Genomic DNA, 15,527 nt, shown 5'->3' on the forward strand with positions numbered 1-15,527 from the left:
CGTCATGCTCCCGATCCTGTCCCTGCGTCATTACAGCCACGAAATGCTCAGCCACAGCCACGACCATGCCCAGCTCGTGTTCGGTCTGGCTGGCGAGCTGCAATTCGAAGTCGACGGTCAGGGCAGCCGGGTTCTGCGTCATCATCTGGCGGTGGTGCCAGCCGAATCGCGCCACACCTGCGGCAGCCCGCGCGGTAGTCAGTGCCTGGTACTGGACCTGCCGGCCAACGACTGGCTCGAGCGTCAGCTAGGTCACCATGCGAGCGATATCCAGCGCCTGCTGGACAAACCCAACGCCCTGCTGCTCGATCCGTCGCAGGGCCAGTTGCTCAACTGGCTGGCCAGCAGCCCGATCAACGACCCTGTCATCGCAGGCCAGGGGGCAGCCCTGCTGCTGGGCAGCCTGGCTTGCAGCCGCCAGCATACCGAGACGACCGGCTTGCCAATGGCAGCCCTGGACCGCTATATCGATCAGCACGCCGCACATCCTCTGCAGGTAGCGGACCTGGCGCGTCTGGCCGGTCTGTCGGTGGCGCGCTTCCACGCCCGCTTTCTCACCGAGATCGGGCGCACGCCCATGGAACACATTCGCCAGCGGCGTCTGCAGTTGGCCGAGCAACTGTTGCGTGGCAGTGACCTCGCGGTTGGCGAAATCGCTTCCCGTGTCGGTTACAACTCGCAAAGCGCTTTCACTGCGGCCCTCTCCCGCCATATGGGGATGACGCCGAGGCAATTGCGTCGCGCTCGCTAACGAGCTTGTCGGCGCGATTACCCCGGCAATCGCCTGGACTCCAGCTAGATCCTGGGATGCGCCGTGCGTACGGCAAAACGATCGGCCGCCCCCCCGTGCGCGTGGCGTACCTACGCAATCGAGAGTCCGGCGACAAAACTCACCACTCCCGCGACAGACAGCTATCGCACGCAGTCCTAGACTGCGCCGCATCATCGAAGGAGTACCTCATGCAAACCATCGAATGGCAGGATTTCGAAAAAGTGGAGCTGCGCGTTGGCACCATTCGCAGCGCCCGTCCCAATGAAAAAGCGGTGAAGCCGGCCTATGTGCTGGAAGTCGATCTCGGCGAACTGGGCCTCAAGACCTCCAGCGCGCAGATCACCGTGCATTACACGTGCGACGAGCTGGTCGGTCGCCAGGTGCTTTGCGTGTGCAACTTCGCCCCCAAACGCATCGCCGGCGTGCGTTCCGAAGTGCTGGTCACGGGTGTGTATGACAGCGACAACCGAGTGGTGCTGGCCGGCTTCGACAAGCCGTTGCCTAACGGAGCGCGCCTGGCATGAGCGAGCGCAACGCCCTACTGGCGATTCACCTGGGTGCACTGCTGTTCGGCCTGTCAGGCATCTTCGGCAAACTGGCCGCTACCACACCGAACATGATCGCAGGTGGCCGTGCCTTCTTCGCCGTCATCGCCCTGGCTCTGGCCGCCTTGCTCTGGCGCAGCCGCAACGCGGTTCGCCCGAGTCTGCGGCAGATGGCCCTGCTGGCACTCGGCGGCCTGCTGCTGGGCACCCACTGGGTCACCTTCTTCGAAGCGGTGAAAGTCTCCGGTGTGGCCATCGCTACCCTGGGTTTCGCCAGCTTCCCGGCCTTCACCATACTGCTGGAGGGGTTGCTGTTTCGCGAGCGCACCCGCCCCGGCGAGTTCGCCATGGTCGGCGTGGTGTGCGTGGGGCTGATACTGGTCACACCGGAGTTCAGCCTGGACAGCGGCGCCACCGTCGGCCTGCTGTGGGCGGTGTTGTCGGGTTTTCTGTTCGCCTTGCTGTCACTGCTCAATCGAGCCAGTACGCGCGGCCTCGACCCGGTAAAGGCCGCGCTGTATCAGAACATCACCGTGCTGCTGTGCTTCCTGCCGTTGGCCTGGCCGTCACTGCCCAGCGTGCGCCCGGTGGACTGGCTGTGGCTGGCCATGCTCGGCATCTTTTGCACGGGCCTGGCGCACAGCCTGTTCGTCGCCAGCCTGCGCGTGCTCAAGGCACGCACCACGGCGGTCATCTTCGCCCTGGAGCCGGTCTACGGGATTCTGTTCGCCTGGTGGCTGTTCAGCGAGCAGCCGACGCTGCGCATGCTGGCCGGCGGTTTGCTGATCGTCAGCGCGATCTTCGTTTCAGCGCGAATGGCACGCTGATCCTGAAGCTCTAACGGTCGTTATGGCCCAGATCGCGCCCCGGGTCGATCTGGTCACGCACTCTCTGCTTCAGCACCTTGGCCTCGGGGAAGCCACCATCGGCCTTGCGCTCCCAGATCTGCCGGCCATCACAGAGGATACGAAACACCCCGCCATTACCGGGCTCCAGGCTGACCCGCCCCAGCTCATCGGCAAAGGTACTGAGCAGCTCCTGAGCCAGCCAGGCGGCGCGCAGCAACCATTGGCATTGGGTGCAATAGGTGATGACGATTTCAGGCTTCTGATCGGACATGACAACGGCTCTACGATGGGGCTTGGTGCCTATAATAGCGGCCTTTGTCTCTGCTTCTGTCGGAAACTGCCATGCGTCGCCTGCTCGTTGCACTGATCTGCCTGCTCGCCCTGTCCAGCCTGCCTGCCATCGCCGCCGAACGCGTCGGCCTGGTGCTATCGGGCGGCGCCGCTCGCGGGTTGGCACACATCGGTGTGCTCAAGGCCCTGGAGGAACAAGGCATTCGTATCGATGCCATCGCCGGCACCAGCATGGGCGCCATCGTCGGCGGGCTCTATGCCGCCGGCTATTCGGTGCCCGAACTGGAGCGACTGGCGCTGGAGCTGGACTGGCAGCAGGCGCTCTCCGACTCGCCACCCCGTGAGGACGTACCTTTCCGGCGTAAGCAGGACGACCGCGATTTTCTGATCAAGCAGAAACTCAGCTTCCGTGACGATGGCAGCCTGGGCCTTCCGCTGGGCGTGATCCAAGGCCAGAACCTGGCACTGCTGCTGGAGAGCCTGCTGGTGCACCGTAGCGCCACGCGCGACTTCGACCAGTTGCCGGTCCCCTATCGCGCCGTTGCCACCGACGTGGTCAGCGGCGAGCAGGTAATCATGGGCACTGGGCACTTGCCGCAGGTGATGCGCGCCAGCATGTCGATTCCCGCGGTATTCGCCCCGGTCGAGGTGGATGGCCGTCTACTGGTCGACGGTGGCATGGTCAACAACGTGCCGATCGATGTCGCGCGGCAGATGGGCGTCGATCATGTCATCGTCGTCGACCTCGGCATGCCGCTGAAACCAGCCAAGGAGCTGCTCACCGTGGTCGACGTGATGAACCAGTCGATCAACCTGATGATGCGCAAGAACTCCGAGGAACAGCTACGGACGCTGACCGCCGATGACGTATTGATCCAGCCGCCGCTGGCCGGCTTCGGCGTCGCTGACTTCAACCGTGGCGAGCAAATGATGGATGCGGGCTACCGCGCCGCGCAGGCCCGGGCCGAACAGCTGGCCCGCCTGCGTACCAGCAGCGCCGGCAACCCGGCACTGGCCATGGCCCGCACCCGCGAGCAGCGCACCCCGGTGATCCGCGAGATTCACGTAGAGAACGACTCTAAAGTCGGCGACGAGGTAATTCGCCGACACATCCGCCAGCCTCTCGGCGAACCGTTGGACATGGATCGCCTGCAAAAGGACATGGGCACGCTCTACGGCCTGGACTACTTCGAGCGCGTGCAGTACCGCGTGGAGCCGCTGGACGAGCGCGGCAGTGCCCTGGTGATCGACGCCAGAGGCAAACGCACCGGCACCGACTACCTGCGCCTGGGGCTGAACCTGTCCGATGACATGCGCGGCGACAGCGCCTTCAACATCGGCGCCAGTTACCGCGTCAACGGCATCAACGAACTGGGTGCCGAGTGGCTGACTCGCTTGCAGCTGGGCGACCGCCAGGAGCTCTACAGCGAGTTCTACCAACCGCTGGACGCCGGCTCACGCTACTTCGTCGCACCCTATCTATTCGGCGAGGCGCAGAACGTCGAAGCGATCCTGGACAACGATCCCATCGCCGAGTACCGCCTGGAACGCTACGGCTATGGCCTCAATCTGGGTCGGCAGATCGCCAACAACGGGGAGATTCGCTTCGGCATCGGCCAGGCCTGGGGCGAAGCGGATGTCCGCGTCGGTGAGCGCGAGCTGCCCAGTTTCAGCTTCAGCGAGGGCTATTACGAGCTGCTGTACTCCTTCGACACGCTCGACAACCTCGACTTCCCGCGTACCGGTGAGGATATCGGCCTGATGCTGCGCAAGTACGACCGCGGCCTGGGCTCGGACGACGATTATCGTCAGTGGCAGCTGAAACTGGACAAGGCCTACAGCCACGGCCCCAACACCTGGTTGTTCGGCGGTCGCTATGGACGCACCCTGGATGAAGCGCAAGTGGTCACTTCGGGCTTTATCCTTGGCGGTGCGCAGGAGCTGTCCGGCTTTCGTCAGGATTCGCTGAGCGGCCAGAACATGGCACTGGCGCGAATGATCTACTACCGACGACTGACCCAGAATTCGCTGCTACCGCTGAATTTCCCGCTGTACCTGGGCATGTCGCTGGAACGTGGCCGCGCGTGGAACAATGACAACGCCTTCGACAGTGGTTACATCAACGCGGCCAGTATCTTCCTCGGCCTGGATACGCCGCTCGGTCCGCTCAACTTCAGCTACGGCTTCAACGACGAGCGGGAAAAGGCGCTGTACCTGAATCTCGGCAAGAGTTTCTGAAACGACGAGGCCGCGCAGTTGCGCGGCCTCGTTGGGTCCAACAGAGCCAATCAGGCGATTTCTGCCAGTAGCTGACGTGCGGCCTTCCTCTGCTCATCATCACCGTGATCGATCACCTCATTGAGGATGTCGCAGGCAGCCGCGATATCGCCCTGCTTGATATAGGCCAGGGCCTGGTTGAGCTGGGTCATGTGCTCCGGGTTGCCTGCCAACTGATCGATATCACCCTGCAGTGCCGCGGTGGCATCGGCGTCGCCAGCGAAGGCATCGAGGAAGTTCTCGTCCACCTCTTCGCTGAGCACCATCTCCATCTCGCTGAAGGCGCTCAGCTGTTCGTCCTCGTGGTGCAGCTCGAACACCTCGGGCAGCTCCTGCAGGTTGCTGGCGAAAGACGCGTCGAACTCCGGTTCGGCAGACGCCCTGGGCTTGGCTTTGGCCTTGGTCGGGAATGGGCTGACCAGATCCCAGTCAGCATCCAGGGACAGGTCATCGAGGTTGAGCTGGAAGTCGGTCTCGGCAACAGGTTCGGCCACTGGCTGCAGCGGCGCGACCGGCTCGCTCTCTGCCTGCGGTGATGCCTGAAGGTTCGGATGACGGGCCTTCAGTGCATCGATGCGTGCGGCGTCGAACTCCTCGGCACGCAGCACCGCCTCTTCACGGGCGAAACCTGCGCCATCACCCTGCATTGCCAGAACCTCCAGCAGACGGAAACGCAGGTCACTGCGTTGCGGCTGCTGAGCCAAAGCCTTACTCAGCTCGCCACGCGCCTCGCTGATACGCCCATAGGCGATGTAGACATTGGCAGCCTCGAGCGGATCGACCTGCCCTTGCGCGCGCACGGGTGCCGGAGCCGGCGCCACCTTTGCGACAGGCGCAGCGGCGATGGGAGCGACTGCCGCAGCGCTTTGCGCACGGGCAGGTTGTGGCGGCGTTTCCTTCTTGGGCTGAACCTGCACCACCGCCCTGGATTTCTCGCCACGCCGCCGAGCGGCCCAGAACAGGGCGCCGAGCAATAGCAGCAGGCCAATGCCACCGGCGAGGAAAGTCGACCACCAGCCGCGCTCTGCGACCACCGGTTCCTCGACAGTTACCGGCGCTGCGGCAGCGGGTTCAGCGACGGGTTCGACCGGCGTACGTGCCGACAACTCAGCCAACTGAGCGTCCTTCTGCGCCAGTTGCTCCTGCAACTGCTGAAGTTGTAACTGAAGCTGCGCCAATCCCTGTTGCAGCTGCAGATTCTCCGCGGCCTGATTGGCCAGTTCCAGATCGACCTGACGCTGCTTTTCTGCCAGTTGCAACAGGCTGTCAGCCTGCTCCGGCGCGGGCTCCACAGATGTTGCTGGCGCACTCACAGGGCCTTCGGCACTGGTGTCTGCGGCAACGACAGGCGGGACCTCTGCCGCCGTGGAAGGTGCCGGAGCAACCGCCGGCGCAGGCGCTGCCGTGCGAGCGGCATCCGGCAGCAGCAGGTCGGCACCGGCCTGCAAGCGGCTCGGATCGCCGCCTGCGAAAGCGTTCGGGTTGAGCGCGAGAATCCCCTCCATCAGTGCCTGCTGGGACAGCGTACTGCCCTGTTCACGCAGACGCGCGGCAATCAGCCAGAGACTGTCGCCACGAGCGACTTGATGACGATGGCCCGCAGCGGCGCTGGGCGGCGTGACCGTTCTGAGCGACGAAGCCGGAGCCGCAATGGGAGCGGACGCCTGTGTCACAGACGCCGCACTCGGCGCAGCCGCCACGGTGGTATAAGCCGAGGAGCCCGGTGGGTCGAGCAGCACGGTGTACTCACGTAGCAACTGACCGTTGGGGCGTGCCACTTCGACGATGAAATTCAGGTAGGGCTCGCGCACCGGACGGCTCGAGACCACGCGGATCACGCTACGCGAACCGCGCAGAAGCGGTGTAAAGCGCAAATCATTGAGAAAGTAGAAGCGTTCGACCCCCGAACGATTGAACACATCGGCGGGCGCCAGACCGACGCGCAAATCCTGCGCGCCCAGGTCCCCCACTTCAAGCAACTCGATTTCGGCTTCGAAAGGCTGATTCAACGCCGAATGCAGCGTGATCTCACCCAAACCAAGCGCCGGCGCCATCCCCGAGTACAGAGCGGACCCCGACGCCAAACCCAACATTAACTGACGCACCCGAGCCATGTGACCTCCAGGGTTATCCGGCTCGAACGCCACCTCCTCGACTTCCTGTCCGAGCTTCCCTTGGCCGGGAGGTTGGCGCCCTTGAAAGTTCCGAGAACGCTCGACAAGGTCCTTGTCGAGGCCGTCTCGAATAGCATTATGGCTACTAATTCACAAAGTAGCGGTTTGGACGCCAGTTTGCCGACGAAAGCACGGTGCCATCAAGCTTAATCAGTCAAAAGTTAGGCACTAAATGCCTTCGATCAAAAAAGTGATCGCAAATTTGACAGTACGGAAGGAATCACTTCACCAGATTGCCGAGGACTCGAGCATGCACCTGCTGACAACGGCGCAGATCGTCCTCATCGATACCGGCAAACACTTCATGGCGGAGCTGGGTGGAGATCGCCTCGATCTTCTCGATCAGCGGCTGCGCCTTGGGCCGCAGGGCAATCTTCTTGGCACGGCGGTCTTCAGGTACGGCTACTCGGGTCACCAGGCCCTGGCTTTCCAGGCTGTCGAGCAGCCGCGCCAGCGTAGGCCCTTCCACTCCGACACTTTGCGCCAGTTCACGCTGAGTGGGCATTTCTGTGAAGCGCGCCAGGTGCAACAGCACCAGCCAACGCGCCTGGGACAGGCCGAGGCCGACCAGACGTCTGTCGAGTTCGGAACGCCAGGCACGTGACAGCTGGGCGACTTGCATGGCAAAACGGTGTTGATCGGGGTAAGACATGGGCTAGCGGACTCATACAAAGGTCAAAAACTAATTATTAGCTAGCTAGCCATAACCCGATGCGCAGGGCAAGCGCAGATTGCGTCGCGAGCGTTGCAGAATGCGACCGAATGTCTGCGGCACTACAGAAAGTCAGGCCGCCACCTGATTGCGTCCGAAAGCCTTGGCCTCGTACAAGGCACGATCAGCCTGTTCGTAGAGCTGACTCAATTCGGGCTGGGTCTCGGGGCACAGGCAGGCGACGCCAATGGACATGGTCAGCATGTCGCCGCTGTCGGAACCACGATGGGCGATGCCTGCCTCCTCCAGTGACTGGCGCAAGGCTTCGGCACGCTGCCGAGCTTCGTCGGCACCGATATCGAACAGCAACAGAGCGAACTCCTCGCCACCGAGCCGCACACCAATGTCCAGTGGCCGCCGAGCGGCCTGCTCTATCAACGCACCAACACGCTGCAGCGCGACGTCGCCAGCCTGGTGACCGTAGCAATCGTTGTAGGCCTTGAAGTGGTCGATGTCGCAAAGCAGCAACGCCAGTGACTTGCCGTCGCGCTGCGCCTGGCGCCACAGGCGCTCGAACTGCCGATTGAAGCTGCGCCGGTTGTGCAGGCCGGTGAGGCTGTCGTGATAGGCGAGCAGGCGCATCAGGCGGCTGATCAGGAAATGCTCGCGCGACTTGTACTCCAGCAGATAGCAACCGACGGCGCCGATCAGGTTGCCGAACGCGAGAAACAGCACGTTATTGACCAGCCTCGGTACGGGCAGCCCTGCGAACCATTCGGCCAACACGTACGCAAGCAGCACCACCAGCGAGCAGGCCAACGCCTCGCTCAGGCGCAGGCCAACCAGAAAATACGCCGCCATGCTTACCAGCAGCAGGCCTTCATACGGATAGCTGGGATCGGCATGGTGGGCGATGCCAACGATAATTGCCGCGCCCACGCCAAGCACCAGGATGCAGGTCATGCTCAATGGAAGTAGCAGGTGGATATGCCGGCGCTGCAGGATCAGCGCGGCACACACCAGCAGGATGACCAGCACCACGATCCGCATGGCGATCACCCAGCCGAGATGCGATGCGGGCACCACCAGCACGTCGAGCGCAGCCAAAGCCAGCCAGATGAGCGTGGCGACGCTCAGCGCGATGCGTTTGAGCTCGAAGCTGTCTTCGAGCATGTGGGCGCGGTATTCGCGCTCGAGCACGCGGGAAAAACGCAACCAGCGAAACCCCAGGCTGAGCTGGTCGGCATAGGGGCTCGGACGAACTTCATCGAGCCAGGCGTGATAGTTAGGCACCGTCACCTCGTCATCTGGCGGCCTGCTCGACACCTTAGCCTTGTCATGGAGATGACGCCAGAAGCGCAGCGGCGAGTTCGCCACCCATGCTTTAGAGTTCGAACTCGGCCTGCAGGGCCGCACGCACGCAGTAGAGCACTGCCTCGTCGACACGTCCGGCGAACAAAGGCGCGATCTCACTGACTGCAGGCAGTTCGCCCTCGCCGTCGAGGAAGCTCTCCTGAATCTCGCCGAGGAGCTCTTCGGGAAGGTCAAGCGCCTGCTCCAGGGTCAGTTGCTGCTCGGCGATGGCTTCGGCCAGCAGGCTGTAGACGTTCTTCTCGGTGCACTTGAGCTGCCCGGCAATCTGCGCAGGCGTCATGCCGGCACGTGCCAGACTGACCAGCTCGTGGCGCAGATCGGCCACCGGAGCCTGTGCTGCATCCGCGGCGGCGCCATTGAGCACCTCGAGGAAAGCCTGCCCGTAACGCTCCAGCTTGCGCGCACCCACGCCGCTGACCTCGGCCATCTCGCTCAGCGAGCTGGGCTGGCTACGCAGCATCTCCAGCAGCGTGGCGTCAGGGAAGATCACGTAAGGTGGCACGCTGTGCTCCTCGGCGAGCTTGCGACGCAGGCTGCGCAGGGCCTCCCACATGTCCCGCTCGTGGCCACGCACCAGTTGGCTGGCGGCGCTGCTGGAGGCCTTGGCCGCCTGCGCCGGCTTCGGTTCGCGGCGCAGTTGCAGGCTGACCTCACCGCGCAGCAGTGGCCTGCAGCTCTCGTCCAGACGCAGGCCACCAAATCCTTCCAGATCGACATCGGCCAGGCCGCGGGCGACCAACTGGCGGAACAGCGTTCGCCACTCGACCTCTGAAAACCCTTTGCCGACACCGAACACCGCCAGGTGCTGGTGGCCGGATGCGCGGATCTTCTCGTTATCGCGGCCGAGGAGAATATCCACCAGATGGCCGACCCCGTAGCGCTGACCGCTGCGGTAAATGGCAGACAGCGCCTGGCGTGCTGGCTCGGTGGCGTCCCAGGTCTCAACGCCGTCGATGCAGTTGTCGCAGTGCCCGCATGGCTGCGGTAGTTCCTCGTCGAAATAGGCCAGCAGCGCCTGACGACGGCAGCGTGTTTCCTCGCACAGGGCCAGCATGGCATCGAGCTTGTGCTGTTCGATGCGCTTGTGGCGCTCGTCGCCATCGGAGTTGGCCAGCATCTGCTTGAGGAAGATCACGTCCTGCAGACCATAGGCCATCCAGGCATCGGCCGGCAGCCCGTCACGACCGGCACGACCAGTTTCCTGATAATAGGCCTCCAGCGACTTGGGCAGGTCCAGGTGGCAGACGAAGCGCACGTTGGGCTTGTCGATGCCCATGCCGAAGGCGATGGTCGCCACCATGATCAGGCCTTCCTCGTTGAGAAAGCGCTTCTGATGGTAGGCCCGCAGCTCGTTGGGCAGGCCGGCGTGATAAGGCAACGCCGGAAAGCCCTGGCTGCTGAGAAAGTCGGCGACCTCCTCGACCTTCTTGCGCGACAGACAATAGACGATGCCCGCATCGCCCTTGCGCGCAGCGAGAAAGCCGAGCAGTTGCTTGCGTGGCTGATCCTTGGGCTGGATGCGGTAGAAGATGTTCGGCCGGTCGAAGCTCGACAGGAAGCGCTCGGCGTTATCCAGATGCAGGCGCTGGACGATCTCCTCGCGGGTGCGCTTGTCGGCCGTGGCGGTCAGGGCAACGCGTGGCACCTGCGGGAAAAGCTCGGCAAGCTGGCCGAGCTGCAGGTATTCCGGGCGGAAATCATGGCCCCACTGCGATACGCAGTGCGCCTCATCGATGGCGAACAGAGCGATGTCCAGGCCCTGCAGAAAATTCAGCATACGCGGCTGCACCAGGCGCTCTGGCGCCAGGTAGAGCATCTTGATCTGCCCGCGGCGGATGCGGTCGGCAATCTCGCGTTGTTCATCGACGCTGAGCGTGGAGTTCAATGCCACCGCTGCCACGCCCAGCTCGTCGAGTGTCGCCACCTGATCGTCCATCAGCGCGATCAGCGGGGAAACCACCACCGCCAGGCCTTCGCGCATCAACGCCGGCACCTGATAGCACAGCGATTTGCCGCCACCGGTGGGCATCAGCACCAGCGCATCACCGCCTGCCGCCACACGCTCGATGATCGCGGCCTGGTTGCCGCGAAAGGCGTCGTAGCCGAAAACGTCTTTGAGAATGCGCAGGGCGTGGTCGAGCATGAAGGCCTCCAAATCGAGCCGCGCATTATGCCGCAGGAACGCACCGAACAGGGCGCCTACCCGTCCGAAGCCGCTCAATCGCCTCTTGCAGAGCGCCTATGCTGGTCGCAGAGGCGGCGGTGAACTAGAATCCAACCTCGTTTATCCCAAGCCCCAAGGTAACCGCACGATGTCCTTCGCTGAGCAACTGTCCCGCCTGCAAGCCTTTCTCGATGCCGATGAGCTGCACGAAGAGGCGTTGGACTACGTGGCCGCCCACGGCTATCTCACTGCCCTGGCGATCTGCCCGGATCAGGTGCCGGAGCGCGAGTGGATCGATGCGCTGTTCGCCGAGCCGCCGCACTATCGCAGCGACGCCGAGCGCGAAGAGATCGAGAACACCCTGATCCACCTGAAGGCGCATATCGCACGTCAGCTGGCTGGCGAAGAAGAACCCGAACTACCCTGCGATCTCGATCTTGGTGACGAGCCGGACGATTCCGACCTGCGCGGTTGGTGCATCGGCTTCATGGAAGGTGTGTTCCTGCGTGAAGCGGTTTGGTTCGAGGATGCCGAAGACGAAGTCAGCGAGTTGCTGCTGCCGATCATGGTCGGCTCCGGGCTGTTCGACGAGCAGCAGGAGTTCGCCGAGATTGCCCGTGACCGCGATCTGGTGGACAGCATGATCGATCAGATTCCCGAGCTGCTAACCGCCCTGTTCCTGCTGTGCCAGGCTCCGGAAGAAAAACCAGCGCTGCTCAAGCCCCGCCACTGACCGCGAGCCGGGGCACTGCCCCGGCTGCCGCCAAGACTGCCCATGCCGCATGACATCCAGCCAAGCCGCCATCGCAGTGTCCGCTATCTGCTGCTGGGCATCGGCTGGCTGAGCGTCGCCCTTGGGGTCCTCGGCATCTTCCTGCCGGTGCTGCCGACCACACCATTCCTGCTCCTGGCTGCCGCGTGCTTCGTGCGCAGCTCGAGGCGCTTCTACATCTGGCTGGTCACCCATCCGCACCTGGGGCCTTGGATTCGCGATTACCTCGAAGGTCATGGCATCCCGCTCAAGGGCAAGGTCTACGCGCTGGTGCTGATGTGGGCGAGCATCGCCTTCTCCTGCTATCTGGTGCCCTTACCCTGGGCACGCGCCTTCATGCTCACCAGCGCGGTGCTGGTGAGCATCTACATACTCAAACAGAAAACCCTGCCCAATCCGTAAGCGCTCTGCATGGCCCGGATGCAATCCGGGCTACGAAGCCGGCCAACACCTCGACAACCTTTTGACACCGCTTTCTTTTTCCAGCGAAGCGACCGGCAAGAAGTCGACACCTCGCCTAGACTTCGACGATCAGGCACTGAGACTCGACCCATGCGACGGCTGCGCATTCAGCGATGGCGGTGGCGACTGCTGATCCTCTGGATCGGCAGTGGGTTGCTGGCCGCGCTATCCCAGGCGGATTGGGACTTCGCCCTGATCATCAAGAATGCCGAGAACCGCTACGGCAACCTCGGCCCAGCGCGAACCCGTCTGCTCGACTGGGAAGAGCTGATCAAGACCAGCGCGGCGTTGCCGGAGCCAGACAAGCTCAACGAGGTCAATCGTTTCTTCAACCGCAAGGTGCGCTTCGTCGACGACATTCAACTCTGGCGCGAAAACGACTACTGGGCCACCCCCGTGGAAATGCTGGTCAAGGGCGCCGGCGATTGCGAGGACTACTCCATCGCCAAGTACTTCACCCTGCGACGCCTCGGCATCCCCAGCGAGAAACTGCGCATCACCTACGTCAAGGCGCTGAACTACAACCAGGCGCACATGGTGCTGACCTACTACGCCAGCCCGAGCGCCGAACCGCTGGTGCTGGACAACCTGATCAACGACATCCGCCCCGCCTCACAGCGCAAGGACCTGCTCCCGGTCTACGCCTTCAATGCCGAAGGCCTCTACCTGCCTGGTTCCAACACCCGCAAGAGCGACTCGAAGAAGCTCTCGCGCTGGCAGGACATTCTGAAAAAAATGCATGCCGAGGGCTTCGCCGTGGGCGAAGGCTAGGAGAAAGAATATGTCCCTACTGAAACAACTGTTCCTCGCCATCTGCCTGTTCCTGGTCGTGGCCTTTACCGGCAGCTTCGTCGCCAGTGTCGAGACTTCACGTGAACAACTACTCAGCCAGCTACGCTCCCATGCCCAGGACGCGGCCACGGCTCTGGGCCTGTCGATGACGCCCCATGTGGATGACCCGGCGATGCTCGAACTGATGGTCAGCTCGATCTTCGACAGCGGCTACTTCGCCAGCATCCGCGTGGTGAGCATCCCTGAGAACAAGGTGCTGGTCGAACGCAGCACCGAGGTGCGCGCAGAGAATGTCCCGCAGTGGTTCGTCGATCTGGTGAATCTGGAACCCGAAGGTGGCGACGCCCTGATCATGCGCGGCTGGGAACAGGCCGCGAGGGTCGAAGTGCTCAGCCATCCGCAATTCGCCCTGGCAAAGTTGTGGGACGGCGCCATTGGCAGCCTGATCTGGCTGTTGCTCTGCGGCCTGGTCAGCGCCGTGCTCGGCGGCTGGCTGCTGCGCACCCAACTGCGCCCGCTGGACAATATGGTGCAACAAGCGCAAGCCATTACCCGCCGCGAGTTCCTCACCCTGCCCCGCGTGCCACGTACACCGGAGCTGAAACGCGTGGTCCTGGCCATGAACCAGATGGTCGACAAGCTCAAGACGCTGTTCGCCGAAGAGGCCACACGCAGCGAAAAGCTCCGCGAAGAGGCGTACCAGGACAGCCTGACCGGCTTGGCCAACCGTCGCCAGTTCGATATTCGTCTGGACAATCAACTGGTAGTCAACGAGCAGAATGCCGAGGGCTATCTGCTGCTGTTGCGTGTCAACGATCTCGGCGGGCTCAATCAGCGTCTGGGCGGGCAACGTACCGATGCGCTTATCAGCGCCCTGGGCGATCTGCTCAGGCGCCTACTGGAAGCACCGGAATGCGGCGAATGGCTGGCCTCGCGCAGCCGCGGTGGCGAGTTCGCCCTTCTTGCACCGGGGTTGAACGGCGATGACGCAGATCGTCTCGCTGAAGAGATCAGCGAGCACCTGAGCAACCTGCGCCAGACCGGCGCCAGTGACTGCAACCCCGTGGCCCACCTGGGAATCGCCGCATTCCGCCCAGGCGAGGCCCCCGCCAGCGTGATTGGCCGAGCCGATCAGGCGCTGGCCCAGGCACAGAGCAATGCAGTGCGCTGCTGGGAACGCCTCGACGACTTCACCGCGCAGGGTGCTCAGGGACTGCACAACTGGCGCGGTTGGATCGACGATGCACTCAACCAGGGCAAGCTGCAGCTGTACTTCCAACCGGTGGTGGAATGCGTTTCAGGGCGTCTGTGGCACCGCAAGGTGCTGGCGCGCCTGCTCGATCCGCAGGGCGAAGCCATCGCCGCCGGGCGCTTCCTGCCATGGATCGAACGCCTAGGCTGGAGCGCCCGTTTCGACCTGGCGATGCTCGAACACGCCCTCACCCACCTGGGTCAACACGCCGAGCCCCTGGCGCTGAGCCTGTCCGCCGCGACCCTGCGCGAACCTGTGCAGCGGGAACGACTGCTCGCCTTGCTCAGGAGCCACCCCGAGCAGGCAAGCCTGCTGACCCTGGAAGTGGACGAGCGCCACCTGCCACCACCCGCAGAACTGGAGGCCTTGAGCCAGAACCTGCGTGAAATCGGTTACGGCCTGGGCTTGCAGCACTTCGGTGGACGCTTCAGCCTGATTGGCAACCTGACCCATCTGGGCCTCGCCTACCTGAAAATCGACGGCACCTATATCCGCGCCATCGACCTGGAGAGCGACAAGCGGATGTTCATCGAAGCAGTGTTCCGTGCCGCCAACAGCATCGATCTACCGTTGATTGCGGAGATGGTGGAAACCCAGGGCGAACTCGAGGCGCTCACCGAACTGGGAATAAACGGCGCCATGGGCCGTTTGATCGGCGCGCCGACGCCCTGGCAATGAAGTGATTTACGGGGGCTTGCTCAACGTCTGCCAATGGACCTGCCGGGGCGATACATCGCGGCGCGCAAGGCGCCGGTCATACGAGGTGGTGCTCGTCGTCGCCAAGCAGGCCGCTCAAACCTTCGATCTCGGCACGAGCGATGGCACGCTGATCGAGTTTCTGGCGCGCAGCCTCGGGCAGATCGGTGTAACGGATCACGCCACGCTCGACCAGCACACTGACCACGTCCTCGAGAACGCGCACCAGCTCCAGGTCGGATTGTTTCAGGCTGTCCAGACGCGCCTTGACCTCTTCCTTGGCAGCCAGCCAGTTATGCAACTCCTCGCTCTCGACCGCCAGGTTCTCCGTCATCCCCTCGAAGGGCTCGTGCTCAACCCGCAACAAACGCCCGGCCGCGTCGCGCTGTACGTAAACCATCGATGCCTCCAGCAAACGCCATAAAAAAGCCCGCTCCCGGAACGGGTAGCGGGCTT

The 15,527-nt window shown here is 63.2% G+C and carries 14 protein-coding genes; 8 read left to right on the plus strand and 6 right to left on the minus strand.

Translation table 11 applies throughout. The features are described 5' to 3' along the window. The first annotated feature begins 4 nt into the window (after positions 1-4). From EL191_RS14155 to EL191_RS14165, 3 genes are all read left to right on the plus strand, one after another. Positions 5-751, plus strand: a complete 747-nt coding sequence (locus EL191_RS14155) for a helix-turn-helix transcriptional regulator (protein ID WP_013716130.1) — start codon at positions 5-7, stop codon at positions 749-751. A 209-nt stretch (positions 752-960) separates the two neighbouring features. Beyond that, positions 961-1,296, plus strand: a complete 336-nt coding sequence (locus EL191_RS14160) for a tRNA-binding protein (protein WP_041980950.1) — start codon at positions 961-963, stop codon at positions 1,294-1,296. Beyond that, positions 1,293-2,144, plus strand: a complete 852-nt coding sequence (locus EL191_RS14165) for a DMT family transporter (RefSeq protein WP_041980949.1) — start codon at positions 1,293-1,295, stop codon at positions 2,142-2,144. The genes EL191_RS14160 and EL191_RS14165 overlap by 4 nt, the downstream gene beginning before the upstream one ends. A gap of 10 nt (positions 2,145-2,154) precedes the next feature. On the opposite strand, the gene EL191_RS14170 is transcribed toward EL191_RS14165, so the two are convergent. Continuing rightward, a complete protein-coding gene (locus tag EL191_RS14170) occupies positions 2,155-2,436 on the minus strand; it encodes a SelT/SelW/SelH family protein (RefSeq protein ID WP_041980948.1) in 282 nt (93 codons plus the stop codon). Positions 2,437-2,507: 71 nt separating this feature from the next. On the opposite strand from EL191_RS14170, the gene EL191_RS14175 reads away from it, so the two are divergent. Further along, entirely contained in the window at positions 2,508-4,694 is a 2,187-nt protein-coding gene (locus EL191_RS14175; protein WP_041980947.1) for a patatin-like phospholipase family protein, read from the plus strand. A gap of 50 nt (positions 4,695-4,744) precedes the next feature. Here the strand turns inward: EL191_RS14175 and EL191_RS14180 are convergent, their stop codons facing one another. The 4 genes from EL191_RS14180 to recQ all read right to left on the minus strand — a co-directional run bounded on the left by EL191_RS14180 (position 4,745) and on the right by recQ (position 11,076). Continuing rightward, positions 4,745-6,769 (minus strand): FimV/HubP family polar landmark protein, encoded by a 2,025-nt coding sequence (locus tag EL191_RS14180; protein ID WP_455580178.1) that lies wholly within the window; start codon positions 6,767-6,769, stop codon positions 4,745-4,747. Between the two features lie 358 nt (positions 6,770-7,127). Continuing rightward, positions 7,128-7,559 (minus strand): MarR family transcriptional regulator, encoded by a 432-nt coding sequence (locus tag EL191_RS14185; RefSeq protein ID WP_041980945.1) that lies wholly within the window; start codon positions 7,557-7,559, stop codon positions 7,128-7,130. 132 nt (positions 7,560-7,691) lie between these two features. Further along, positions 7,692-8,852 carry a GGDEF domain-containing protein gene (locus EL191_RS14190; protein WP_026042119.1) on the minus strand — a complete coding sequence of 387 codons (1,161 nt, stop codon included), beginning with the start codon at positions 8,850-8,852 and terminating at the stop codon, positions 7,692-7,694. A 91-nt stretch (positions 8,853-8,943) separates the two neighbouring features. Next, positions 8,944-11,076 (minus strand): DNA helicase RecQ, encoded by a 2,133-nt coding sequence (gene recQ / locus EL191_RS14195; RefSeq protein WP_013716138.1) that lies wholly within the window; start codon positions 11,074-11,076, stop codon positions 8,944-8,946. Between the two features lie 169 nt (positions 11,077-11,245). On the opposite strand from recQ, the gene EL191_RS14200 reads away from it, so the two are divergent. The 4 genes from EL191_RS14200 (at position 11,246) to lapD (ending at position 15,053) form a co-directional block, all read left to right on the plus strand. Then, positions 11,246-11,830 carry a UPF0149 family protein gene (locus tag EL191_RS14200; RefSeq protein ID WP_013716139.1) on the plus strand — a complete coding sequence of 195 codons (585 nt, stop codon included), beginning with the start codon at positions 11,246-11,248 and terminating at the stop codon, positions 11,828-11,830. Between the two features lie 42 nt (positions 11,831-11,872). Continuing rightward, positions 11,873-12,271, plus strand: a complete 399-nt coding sequence (locus EL191_RS14205) for a YbaN family protein (protein WP_013716140.1) — start codon at positions 11,873-11,875, stop codon at positions 12,269-12,271. 150 nt (positions 12,272-12,421) lie between these two features. Beyond that, positions 12,422-13,102 (plus strand): cysteine protease LapG, encoded by a 681-nt coding sequence (gene lapG / locus EL191_RS14210; protein ID WP_041980944.1) that lies wholly within the window; start codon positions 12,422-12,424, stop codon positions 13,100-13,102. A 10-nt stretch (positions 13,103-13,112) separates the two neighbouring features. After that, positions 13,113-15,053 (plus strand): cyclic di-GMP receptor LapD, encoded by a 1,941-nt coding sequence (gene lapD, locus EL191_RS14215; protein WP_041980942.1) that lies wholly within the window; start codon positions 13,113-13,115, stop codon positions 15,051-15,053. Between the two features lie 76 nt (positions 15,054-15,129). On the opposite strand, the gene EL191_RS14220 is transcribed toward lapD, so the two are convergent. Then, a complete protein-coding gene (locus EL191_RS14220; RefSeq protein WP_013716143.1) occupies positions 15,130-15,471 on the minus strand; it encodes a hypothetical protein in 342 nt (113 codons plus the stop codon). Positions 15,472-15,527: the final 56 nt, after the last annotated feature.

The sequence above is a fragment of the Pseudomonas mendocina genome (assembly GCF_900636545.1).
GTDB lineage: Bacteria > Pseudomonadota > Gammaproteobacteria > Pseudomonadales > Pseudomonadaceae > Aquipseudomonas > Aquipseudomonas mendocina.